10 protein-coding genes are annotated in these 11,706 nt (G+C 65.1%); all 10 read left to right on the plus strand.

Going from position 1 to position 11,706, the window contains the following annotated elements:
- Nucleotides 1–99: 99 nt before the first annotated feature.
- The 10 genes from ABB27_RS04950 (at nt 100) to ABB27_RS04995 (ending at nt 11,697) form a co-directional block, all read left to right on the plus strand.
- Entirely contained in the window at nt 100–816 is a 717-nt protein-coding gene (locus ABB27_RS04950; RefSeq protein ID WP_244479141.1) for a DUF2968 domain-containing protein, read from the plus strand.
- Nucleotides 817–1,256: 440 nt separating this feature from the next.
- The gene (gene trxA, locus ABB27_RS04955) at nt 1,257–2,117 is read left to right on the plus strand and encodes a thioredoxin (RefSeq protein ID WP_057627115.1); all 861 of its coding nucleotides are present in this window, start codon (nt 1,257–1,259) and stop codon (nt 2,115–2,117) included.
- Between the two features lie 169 nt (nt 2,118–2,286).
- On the plus strand, nt 2,287–3,933 hold the full coding sequence (locus ABB27_RS04960; protein ID WP_083491150.1) for a FecR family protein: 1,647 nt from the start codon (nt 2,287–2,289) through the stop codon (nt 3,931–3,933).
- Nucleotides 3,930–5,573: a CHASE2 domain-containing protein gene (locus tag ABB27_RS04965; protein WP_057627116.1), complete on the plus strand. Its 1,644-nt coding sequence runs from the start codon at nt 3,930–3,932 to the stop codon at nt 5,571–5,573. The genes ABB27_RS04960 and ABB27_RS04965 overlap by 4 nt, the downstream gene beginning before the upstream one ends.
- Nucleotides 5,574–5,630: 57 nt before the next feature.
- A complete protein-coding gene (locus ABB27_RS04970) occupies nt 5,631–6,092 on the plus strand; it encodes a DUF4442 domain-containing protein (RefSeq protein ID WP_057627117.1) in 462 nt (153 codons plus the stop codon).
- A 91-nt stretch (nt 6,093–6,183) separates the two neighbouring features.
- On the plus strand, nt 6,184–6,861 hold the full coding sequence (locus ABB27_RS04975) for a DUF502 domain-containing protein (RefSeq protein WP_057627148.1): 678 nt from the start codon (nt 6,184–6,186) through the stop codon (nt 6,859–6,861).
- A gap of 145 nt (nt 6,862–7,006) precedes the next feature.
- Nucleotides 7,007–8,902, plus strand: a complete 1,896-nt coding sequence (locus ABB27_RS04980) for a DUF885 domain-containing protein (RefSeq protein WP_057627118.1) — start codon at nt 7,007–7,009, stop codon at nt 8,900–8,902.
- Nucleotides 8,903–8,922: 20 nt separating this feature from the next.
- A complete protein-coding gene (locus ABB27_RS04985; protein WP_057627119.1) occupies nt 8,923–10,008 on the plus strand; it encodes a serine hydrolase domain-containing protein in 1,086 nt (361 codons plus the stop codon).
- Nucleotides 10,005–10,403: an SMU1112c/YaeR family gloxylase I-like metalloprotein gene (gene gloA2, locus ABB27_RS04990; protein ID WP_057627120.1), complete on the plus strand. Its 399-nt coding sequence runs from the start codon at nt 10,005–10,007 to the stop codon at nt 10,401–10,403. Before ABB27_RS04985 ends, gloA2 begins: the two co-directional genes overlap by 4 nt.
- 400 nt (nt 10,404–10,803) lie before the next feature.
- Nucleotides 10,804–11,697 (plus strand): ABC transporter ATP-binding protein, encoded by an 894-nt coding sequence (locus ABB27_RS04995; RefSeq protein WP_057627121.1) that lies wholly within the window; start codon nt 10,804–10,806, stop codon nt 11,695–11,697.
- Nucleotides 11,698–11,706 lie beyond the last annotated feature (9 nt).

An 11,706-nucleotide genomic window follows, 5' to 3' on the forward strand; every position in this document is an offset into this window, starting at 1 on the left:
AAATCGCGTGCTATGCTCGGGTCAGAAACCGGCGCATTCATTAAATGCGACGACCATCGCAGTTCGGGGGAATTACGAGGACTTATGAGAAGGATCGAGATGCTTCCGAGCCGGCTTGGCTGCGCGCTGTTGCTTGTTGTCGGCCTGCTCACGGCCCCCGCTGCGATGGCCGGGCGCTGGCAGCGCGGTGAGGCCGAGGTACCGGCCGCCCCCGCCAACAGCGAAGACAGTTCCGTCGGCAATACGGTGGCCGAACTGCAACGGCTGATGGGCAACAACGCCCTCACCGAGCTGCGTACCACCTACAACGGCAACTACGGCGCCAGCCTGCTGTTCCATGCCGACTCTTTGAATTACTACGTGGCCCTGTTCCATGAAAAGGAATTCTGGCGGGTGATCCGTACCGAGTCGGTGGACAACGCCGAGAGCCTCTACCTGACCTTCGCCGACCAGACCAAGCAGCTGGCCCAGGTCTACCTGGACACCGTCCGCCTGCAGGCCGGCAAGGCCTATAGCGAGAAGCTGGTTGCCATGAACGAGCGGCGCCTGCGCGGCCTGCAGCAGGAAGTGGAACAGCAGCGCCAGCAGTCGCTGCAGGTCAGCAATGCCCTGCAGGAACGCAAGCAGCAGGCGGTTGCCCTGAGCACGGACCTGCGTGCCACCAACTCCCAGCTGGAAGCCCTGAACCAGCAGATCAAGGCCTTGCAGGCGCAGCAGATCAACCCCGAGCTGAGCCTGCCGGCCGCTCCCAGCGTGGCCCCGGCCACCACCACGATCCCGCTGGCACCGGCACAGGAACCGGCCAGCCACCCCTGAGCCGGCCGCGATGGCGCAGCGCTGAACTCACCCGAACGCCGCTTCTCTCGCAGAAGCGGCGTTTTTCACTGTAGTGCCGAGCCATGCTCGGCAGGGCCTGCCCAGCAATCCCTCCGCCCCGCAACACCTTTGGGAGCGGCATAAGCCGCGAAGCCCGAAGGCCATCAGCAAACGCAAGACCTACCCCTCCCCAACTCTCCCCTTGGCCGCCGGCCAAAGGGAGGGAGCAGAAGCGGTAGTGCCGAGCCATGCTCGGCAAAGGCCTTCCCCGTAGCCCCTCAAAAAAAAGCCAAGCCGCCGCCGCCAACCCCGCAAAGCCAGCCAGCACAAGCCTCCCGCGCAGCTCCCGCCGGCCAAAACCCCACTCCAGTACCTCTGGCGGTTGAGAATCTGCCCCGGTGTCGCCATAAAGGGGGTTCCTGTCAGCAACGTAGTCAGCCATGAGCGATCTTCCCCACGTTTTCGAGGCCACCACCGAAACCTTCGAAGCCGAGGTCCTGCAGAAATCGTCGCAGACCCCCGTGCTGGTTGATTTCTGGGCAACCTGGTGCGGGCCGTGCAAGAGCCTGGGGCCCATCCTGGAAAAGCTCGCCGGTGAATACAACGGCGCGTTCGAGCTGGCCAAGGTCGACGTGGACAAGGAGCAGCAGATTGCTGCCGCCTTCCAGATCCGCTCGGTGCCGACCGTCTTTCTGATCAAGGACGGGCAGATCGTTGATGGCTTCCCCGGCGCCATGCCCGAGGGCCAGCTCCGCGAATTTCTTACCCAACACGGCGTGGTGCCGGCCGAGGCCGCGGCTGTGGAAGAAGAAATCCAGGCCCTGCCGCTGGATCCGCAGGCCGAAGTAGCCGCACTGCGTGAGGCAATCAGCGCCGAGCCGGACAAGGCCGAACTCAAACTCGACCTTGCCCTGGCCCTGCTCAAGATCGGCGCCACCGGCGAAGCCGGGCCGCTGCTGGATGGCCTGCCCGCCAACCTCGCCACCGACGACCGCGCCATCCGCGCGCGTGCACGTCTGGATTTTGCCGCGGCGCTGCAGGACGCACCGGCTGCCGATGTGCTGGCTGGGCGTGTACGGGCGGACGGCAATGATCTGGAAGCCCGTTACCTGCTGGGCATCCAGCACCTGCTGGCCGGCGAAGATGAGGCCGCGCTGGAGCAGTTCATCGAGATGCTGCGGATCGATCGCAGCTTCCGTGACAGCCTGCCGAAGAAAGCCTTGATCGACGCCTTCCGCGTGATCGAGGACGAAGACCTGGTAGGCCGCTACCGCCGCAAGATGTCCTCGCTGCTGTTCTGAGTTGTTACCAGACAGCTCAATTTGTGTGTCAATCGCACGGAAATGGATGACTCATACAAGGATGATCCCGCCGTGGTGCTTGCCACGGCTAGCGGGATAGGATGTGTATGAGTCTGCAGCCTGCACGATGTCAGCGTAACGGACACGCGCTTTCGGAATCAAAGTCGCCGTGAGAAATACCGACGTTCGCCCCTCGTTGTTGCAGCTGCTGTTGGCTGCCTTGCTGCTCTGCTGGGCGACGGTCGCCAGCGCACAGGACTGGACTTACCGCGCACGCCCCGGCGATACCCTGTGGGATCTGGGCGCGCGCTACCTCAAGGCCAATGTGCCGTGGCAACGGCTGCAGGCACACAACCGGATAGATGACCCGTATCGGCTTGCCCCCGGCCAGGACCTGCGTTTCCCGATCAGCTGGTTGCGTGTGCAGCCAGCGCCAGCGCGGGTGTTGGCGCTGCGCGGCCACGCCGAGGTAAGCGACCCGGTCAATGGCACCCGGCCGCTGCAGCTGGGCATGCTGTTGACCATCGGCAGCGGAGTGCAGACCGGCGACGATGCCAGTGTCACGCTGGGGTTTGCCGATGATTCCCGCCTGCAGCTGCGCGAGAACTCGCAGCTGCTGCTGGATCAGCTCAGCAGCTATGGTGCAACCGGCATGGTCGACACCCGCATCCGCCTGCAGCGCGGGCGCAGCAGCAGCCAGGTGACACCGGCACGCGGGCCTGCATCGCGCTACATCATTACCGCCCCCACCGCGACCAGCAGCGTGCGCGGCACCCTGTTCAGGGTCAACGCCGGTGGCGGCAGCCGTCCGGCAAGCACCGAAGTCGTCGAGGGTCACGTGCAGGTCGGCAATCAAGGCGGCCAGCGGGTGATCGACGCTGGCCATGCCAGCTTGGTGCGTGCGGCAGGCACGGCCCCCTCGCAGCCGCAGGCACTGCCGCCGGCGCCAGCGCTGCTGGATTCCCAGCTGCGCCTGCAACCGCTGCCCTTGCTGGCGGCATGGCAGCCGGTAGATGGCGCGACACGTTACCGGGTGGAAGTCGTGCTGGCCGCCACACCCGACGTGCAACTGTTTGCCCGCGAGGTCAGCGCGCCACAGATCCAGATCGACACCCTGCCGCCAGGCCAGCTGCGCCTGCTGGTACGTGCGGTCGATGCCGATGGCGTCGAAGGCCTGGATGCCGCGCGCGATTTTTCCGTCCCCGAAGGTCTGCCAGCACCATTGACGCTTGCGCCCACGCACGGCCAGACCCTGCAACAGCTGCAGCCACGTTTTGAGTGGGCCAAGGTCGCCGATGCCACCGGCACGGTGCTGCAGATCGCCGACAACGCCAGCTTCGTGCAGCCGCTGATCGAGCAGGCAAGCCGCAGCCAGCAGTTGCGCATTCCCCGCCCGCTGCCGGCGGGTGATTATTTCTGGCGCGTGGCCTCGCTGGATGCGCAGGGTGCGCCCGGCCGCTACGGCCAGGCCTTGCCACTGCAGCTCAGTGATGCGCCGCTGGCGACACCACTGCAGTCGGACAAGGTGCACAAAGGCCAACTCACCCTGCGTTGGCCAGCCGACGGCGACGCCCGCCACTACCGCGTGCAGATCGCACGCGATGCCGGTTTCTCGCACCTGCTGCTGGATCAGCAGACCGATACCCCCGAGGTCTCATTCAAGCGCCCATGGCGCGGCGGCAACCTGTACGTCCGCGTACAGAGCATCGCCGACGACGGCTATGCCGGCATGTTCTCGACACCGCAACAGATCCAGCTGCCCTGCCGGCTTTGTTATGGCCTCGGCGCTGGCGCCTTGTTGTTGCTCGCGCTGTGAGACCGCTGCGGCCACGCTGGCACTTCCGCCTGCTGTTCGTGCTCGGCTGCAGCCTGCTGGCGGCCTGGGCCAGCCATAGCCGCGTGTTCTGGCAGCAGGATGTCGCCAGCTACGACCTGCTGACCGGCGACTGGGAATACCCACCCGATCCGCGCCTGGCGATCATTGCCATCGACGACCGCAGCCTGCAGCAACTGGGCCAATGGCCGTGGCCGCGCAGCACCCACGCGCGCCTGCTCGACAAGTTGCATCAAGCCGGGGCGGAGCGCGTCGCACTGGACCTGATGTTGCCGGAGGCCGACCGCAACGACCCCGCCCAGGACGCGGCATTGGCGGCGGCCATCAGCCGCAACGGACGCGTGGTGCTGCCGGTCCTGGCAGCGCCGCCCAGCGATGAAGCCGTGCCTGAAGAACTGCTGCCGGTGCCCGTCATTGCCAAGGCCGCGGCAAGCCTGGCCCATAGCGATATCGAGATTGATGCCGACGGCGTCGCCCGCGGCCTCTACCTGAAAGCCGGTATCGGCTCACCGCATTGGTTGGCCCTCGGAGCGGCCCTGGCTGGCGTGCAGGAACCGCTGCCCGGCTCGACCAATCCTGGCGCCAGCACCCGCTCCCCTTACCAATGGCACCGCGACAACTACGTGCGGCTGCGCTACGCCGGGCCGCCTGGCAGCTTTCCACAGCTGTCCTATGTCGACGTGCTGGAGGGCCGGGTACCGGCCAGTCTGTTGCAGGGGCGGTTGCTGATCGTCGGCATGACCGCCAATGGCATCGCCCCGCGCCTGCTGACACCGACCTCCCGCGACAGTTGGATGAGCGGTAGCGAGTACCAGGCCAATGTCGCCTCGATGTTGCTGGCCGGCAATGCCATCACCACCTTGCCGGCCGGCGCACAGATCTTGATCAGCGCATTGCTGGTGGCGTTTGCCGCGTTCGGCATCACCTCCCGCTTTCGTTGGCGCTGGCTGCTGGGCGTGCTGGCCATACCGGTTCCGCTGCTGCTGAGCCTGGGCCTGCTGCACGGCGCCAACCTGTGGTTCGCTCCGGTCTCGGCGACAATGGGCTTTGCCGCCATGATGGTGATCTGGACACTGTGGCAGATGCGTTATTGGCGCCGGCAAGCCAACCGCGACACACTGACCGGACTGGCCAACCGCATGCGCTTCGAGGAAACCCTGCGTCGCGAAAACGATGCGGCGCGGCGCAGCGGACGCCCGCTCACCCTGCTGCTGATCGATGTGGATCACTTCAAGGCCTGCAACGACACCTATGGCCACCAGGTCGGCGACCGCCTGTTGCGTCACCTGGGCCGCACCATCGAGGAAGTAGCGCGGCGCCCGCGTGACCTGGCCGCGCGTTTTGGTGGTGATGAGTTCGCGCTGATCCTGCCCGACACACCGCCTGCGGGCGCCGAGCAGTTGGTGCAGGCACTGATCAGCCAGGTGCGACAGCTCAGTATTCCGGTGGACAAAGCCCATCACAGCAAGATCAAAACCTCGGTCACCATCGGCCTGTGCACGGTGTTGCCGGGCCTGGAGGACGGCCCGGCGCGGCTGTTTGAAGCGGCCGACACCGCCCTCTACCAGGCCAAACAAGCCGGCCGTGACGGCTACCGGGTCGCCCCGCCCTGGCCCAACTAGCCTTTCCATACGCCTGCGGATGTTAGACTCCGGCTCCCACGAGCATCCGCCTTCACGATGAAAGCCAGCCTGTTCCGCCGCGGCATCAACCTGTGGCCGCCATTTCTGTTTGCCGGCATCCATGTCACCGACATCAGCGCCGACTACCGCTATGTACGGGTCGAGCTGCGCCAGCGGCCGTGGAACGTGAACTATGTGCGCACCCATTTTGGCGGCAGCCTGTTCGCGATGACCGATCCGTTCTGGATGTTGTGCCTGCTGCAGAACATGGGCAGCCGCTATTTCGTCTGGGACAAGGCCGGCACCATCGAGTTCCTCAAGCCAGGCCGGGGCGTGGTGTGGACCGAGTTCCGCCTGGACGATGCCACCCTGGATGAGGTGCGGGCGGCCACTGCCAACGGCGAGAAATACCTGCACTGGTTCCAGAACGACGTGCTCGACGCCAAGGGTGAAGTGGTGGCGCGGGTGCGCAAGCAGGTCTACGTGCGGCTCAAGCCGGATGCCCGCAAGACGGACTGAGTCACTGCGGCAACACAGATTTCTCTGAACGCAGCTGTTCTGGGCGTTGGCCGCGCGTATGCGGCTGACAGCCGACCGCTACAATTGCCGGATGTCGCCCGAAGCCGTCTCCCCCGCCCCCCGCCCCTCCCTGCAACGTCTTTTCCTCACCGGCCTGCTGACCCTGCTGCCGATCTGGTTGACCTGGGTGGTCGTCAAGTTCGTGTTCGTCCTGCTCTCGGGCATCAGCAGCCCGTTGATCGTGCCGTTGTCCGAGCGTATTGCCGCCTCGTTCCCGGATTATCTGGGCTGGATCAAGGTCGAATGGATGCAGGACATCACCGCCCTGCTGGCGACCCTGCTGGTGATCCTGTTGGTCGGCATCCTCAGCCGTCGGGTCATCGGCCAGCAGCTGCTGCGCTGGTTCGGTGCGGTGATCCGCCGCATTCCATTGGCCAGCATCATCTATGACAGCGCCAAGAAACTGCTGGACATCCTGCAGACCAAGCCCGGCAGCACCCAACGCGTGGTGCTGATCGACTTCCCGCACCGCGACATGAAGTCCATCGGTCTGGTCACCCGGGTCCTCAAGGAACAGGGCACCGGCCGCGAACTGGCTGCCGTGTATGTGCCCACCACCCCCAACCCGACCTCCGGCTATCTGGAAATCGTCCCGGTAGAGCTGCTCACTCCCACCGACTGGACCGTGGACCAGGCCATGAGCTTCATCATTTCCGGTGGCGCGGTGGCCCCGGACAGCGTTCCGTTCACCCGCTCCGCCGACCGTTGAGTCCTGCTCGTGCCCTGCAGGCAACGCTGCAGGGCATGGGACACAACCCTGGCTGTATAAGCTGCGCGTGTTCATCCGCGCCACGGCTGGTCGTCACCGCCGATATCGGGCAAGCTCCCGGGTCGATGTATTTGCGGAACACCTGATGTCTTCCAGCCCGTTGCGCCTGCTTGCGCTCGCCATTGCCTCGATCATGACGCTGTCCGTTGCAGCGCCTGCCGAGGCTGCCAAGAAGAAAACCCAGCGCCAGTCCGCGCCGCAGAGCCGCGCGGCAAAAGCCCGCAGCACACCGCGCGCCGCGCCGCGCCGACCGGCCGCGGTGCCGCTGCCGATAAAGCAGGACAACGCCGCCAAGCTCAACCGCATCTATGACGAATACTGGGATGCCTCGATGCGGCTGAACCCGCTGCAGGCCACCTTCCAGGGCGACCCGCGCTACAACGACCAGCTGCCCAACTTCCTGTCCGCGGCCTCGCGCCAGCAATCGCACGACTTCATGGTCGAATGGCTGGGCAAGGTCGAAGCCGTCGGCGCCACCGGCCTGCAGGGCCAGGACCTGCTCAGCTACGAGATCTTCGTGCGCGATGCGCATGTCTCGCTGGCTGGCGAGCAGTACCCGACCTGGATGCTGCCGATCAACCAGTACTACAACCTGTCCAGCATCATTGCCGTGCTCGGCTCCGGTGCCGGTGCGCAGCCCTTCCGCACGGTCAAGGACTACGAAAACTGGTCCAGGCGCTCGCTCGGCATCCCGCCGTTGTTCGAGCAGGCCATCGCCAATATGCGCGAAGGCAAGGCCGCCGGCGTGGTGCAGCCGCGCGCACTGATGGAAAAAGTACTGCCGCAGCTTGATGCGGTAATCAAGCCCAGCGCCGAGGAAAGCCTGTTCTGGGGCCCGATCCGCAACATGCCGGCGGATTTTTCCGCCGAGGACAAGGCCAGGATCAGCGCCGAGTACAAGCGCATGATCGAGAACCGGATCATGCCGGCGTACCGCTCGCTGCGCGGTTTCATCGCCACCGAATACATGGCCGCCGCCCGCAGCACCGACGGCATGGCCGCGCTGCCCAATGGTCGCGCCTGGTACGCGCACAATGTTGCCAGCAGCACCTCGCCGGCCCGCTCGCCGGCGGAAATCCATGCCCTGGGCGAGCAGGAGGTGAAAGACCTGCAGGCCCGCATCGATGCGGTGATGAAGCAGGCCAGGATCCGTGGCTCGCAGCAGAAAGCCTTCAATGCGATGCGCAATGACCGCCAGTTCGCGTTCCGCGACGCCAATGCGCTGCTGGCCAGTTACGCCGATGCAGGCCGCCGGGTGAATGCCGCGGTCCCGGCATTGTTCAACGAGCAGCCCAAGGCCCGCCTGGAAATCAAGGCCGTCGAAGCCGAGCGCGCCGCCACCTCCAGCGCCGCCAGCTACCAGCCCGGCAGCGCCGATGGCCAGCAACCGGGCGTGCTTTACGTCAACACCAGTGACTTGCCCTCGCGCAAGCGCTGGGCGGTGACCATGCAATACCTGCATGAGGCCATTCCCGGCCATCACTACCAGTTGGGCGCACAGCAGGAGCTGACCGCGCTGCCGCGCTTCCGTCGCCTCGGCGGCGATGTCGCCTATGTCGAAGGCTGGGGCCTGTACGCCGAATCGCTGGGCCAGGAACTGGGCCTGTACAGCGACCCCTACGACCAGCTCGGCTATCTGCAGACCACCTTGCTACGCACCGTGCGGCTGGTGGCCGACACCGGCCTCAATGCCGCCGGCTGGAGCCGCCAGCAGGCCACCGATTACATGGTCAAGAACGCCGACATCCCGGCTGCCGACGCCGCCTCGGAGGTCGAGCGCTTCATGGCCTTGCCTGGCCAGGCCTTGGCGTATCGTGTCGGCGAGATCAAGATCCGGCTGCTGCGCGAAAAGGCCAAGGCCGAACTCGGCGACCGCTTCGATCCGCGCGAATTCCATCATGAGATCCTCAAGGATGGCTCCATGCCGCTGGACATCCTGGAAGCCAAGATCGACCGTTGGATCGCCAGCAAGAAAGCCTGACCACCTGACTAGGAGCCACCATGCGTCGCTGGAATCCCCGACTCGCCCTGCTGTGCCTGTTCGCGTGCTCCAGCCTGGTGTGCTCCAGCCTGGCTGCGGCGGTGCCACTGGCACCGCCCGATCCCGGCATCGATGCATTGATGCAGCGTTATGACGGTCAGGTCCCCGGCGCCTCGCTACTGGTGATCAAGGACGGCCAGCCCGCATTCCGTCGCAGCTACGGGCTGGCAGTGCTGGAAGACGGCACACCGGTCACCCCGGCTACCAATTTCCGCCTGGCTTCGGTCAGCAAGCAGTTCACCGCCGCGGCCATCCTGCTGTTGGCCGAGGACGGCAAGCTGGGCATCGACGACCCGTTGAAGAGGTGGCTACCCAGCCTGCCGGCCGTCGCCGACAGCATGACCCTGCGCCAGCTGCTCAGCCATAGCAGCGGCCTGATCGATTACGAAGACCTGATGGACCCCGCCGACAGCCGCCAGGTGCATGACATCGACGTGCTGCACCTGCTGGAGAAGCAGGACCGCAGCTATTTCGCACCGGGCAGCGACTACCGTTACAGCAATGGTGGTTATGCCTTGCTCGCGCTGATCGTTGGCAAAGCCTCGGGCACCGACTTTGCCAGCTTCCTGCGGCAACGCATCTTCCTGCCGCTGGGCATGAACAACACTTACGCTCATCAGGATGGCGTGGATGAGGTGCCCAACCGCGCCTATGGCTACAGCCAGATTGATGGCCGCTGGCAGCGCACCGATCAAAGCACCACCAGCGCGGTACTTGGCGATGGCGGCATCTACTCCTCGATTGATGACCTGGCCAAGTGGGACGCGGCGCTGTATGACCAGCGCCTGTTGAAGGCCAGCTCGCTGCAGCTCGCCTTCAGCCCGGCAACCGCCACCAAGGAAGCCGACGTACCGTTCTATGGCTTTGGTTGGCGCATCAACGGCGACGCGCTATGGCATAGCGGCGAGAGCATTGGCTTCCGCAACGTGATCGTGCGTTACCCCAAGCAGAAACTGACGGTCATCGTGCTGAGCAACCGCAACGAGCCCGAACCCTATGCGCTGGCCATCGATATCGCCCGCCGCTGGCTGGATGCCGCGCGATGAACCTGCTGGGCGGCATCCATCATGTGGCGGTGATTGCATCGAACTATGCGCGGTCGCGCGATTTCTATGTCCGTATTCTTGGGCTTGAGGTCATTGCCGAGAACCACCGCGGCGCGCGTGATTCATGGAAGCTGGACCTGCGCCTGGCCGATGGCAGCCAGCTGGAATTGTTTTCCTTTCCCAACCCGCCCGCGCGGCCCAGCCGGCCGGAAGCCTCCGGCCTGCGCCATCTGGCCTTCCGGGTCGCGCAGCTGGACGATGTGGTCGCCCACCTGCAGCGCGAAGGCGTGGCCTGCGAGCCGATCCGCGTTGACGAATTCACCGGCCGCCGCTTCACCTTCTTCGCCGACCCCGACGATCTGCCGCTGGAACTCTACGAAACGCCTGCACCGTAACCGTAGTGCCGAGCCATGCTCGGCAGAGGCGTTCCCCGCAACACATCAGCGCCAAGGGCTTTAGTAACAGAGCAAGCCGCGAAGCCACACATCCAACAACGCAAAGCCTACCCCTCCCCAACCCTCCCCTTTGCTGCGCAAAAGGGAGGGGGCAAAGGCCACTGCCTTGCCTTTGCCTTGTGGGAGCGGCGTCAGCCGCGAAGCTCCCACACCAGCAGATTGCGCCAAACCCTCTTGCCCAACATCGCCAGCTTCGCGGCTGACGCCGCTCCCACAACTGCTCCCACTGGTCACATTTCGGATCTACCGCAGTCCCTGGACCTAATGACTTCCGGCGCATTGCCGTAAGCCCGGCCGAAGCACACTGTTGCGGTCATCATCCAAGGAGAGGTCCGGTCCCATGCTGCAGATCCGTGGTTTGTCGAAAACCTACGCCAATGGCGTACATGCACTGAAAAACGTCGATCTCGACATTCCGCGCGGCATGTTCGGCCTGCTTGGCCCCAATGGCGCCGGCAAGTCCTCCCTGATGCGCACCCTGGCCACCCTGCAGGAAGCCGATGCGGGCAGCGCCACCCTGACCACCGCCGACGGCGCCAGCATCGATATCCTGCGCGACAAGGACGCGCTGCGCCGCAAGCTCGGCTATCTGCCGCAGGATTTCGGTGTCTATCCCAAGGTCAGCGCACTGGATCTGCTCGATCATTTCGCCGTGCTCAAGGGCCTGACCGCGCGCAAGCAGCGCAAGGAAGTGGTCGAGGGCCTGCTGCAACAGGTCAACCTGTGGGACGCGCGCAAGCGCAAGCTCGGCACCTATTCCGGCGGCATGCGCCAGCGCTTCGGCATTGCCCAGGCGCTGCTCGGCAACCCGCAGCTGGTGATCGTCGATGAGCCCACCGCCGGCCTGGACCCGGAAGAACGCAATCGCTTTCTCAATCTGCTGGCCGAGATCGGCGAGAACGTGGCGGTGATCCTTTCCACCCACATCGTCGAGGATGTCACCGACCTGTGCCCGACCATGGCCATCATGAACAAGGGCGAAGTACTGCTGACCGGACGACCGGCCGAGGCGATCAACGCGCTGCAGGCACAGGTATGGCGCAAGCAGGTGGCCAAGGCCGCGCTGCCTGACTACGAAAGCCGCTTCACCGTTCTGTCGACGCGACTGGTTGGCGGTCATCCGGTGATCCATGTATTCGCCGACAACTGCCCGGAAGCGGGTTTTGAGCCGGTCGCACCCGGGCTCGAGGACGTCTACTTCCAGCGCCTGCGCCTGCAGGCGCAGGCCGCCTGACGGAGACGA

Source organism: Stenotrophomonas terrae, from assembly GCF_001431465.1.
Taxonomy (GTDB): Bacteria; Pseudomonadota; Gammaproteobacteria; order Xanthomonadales; family Xanthomonadaceae; genus Stenotrophomonas; species Stenotrophomonas terrae.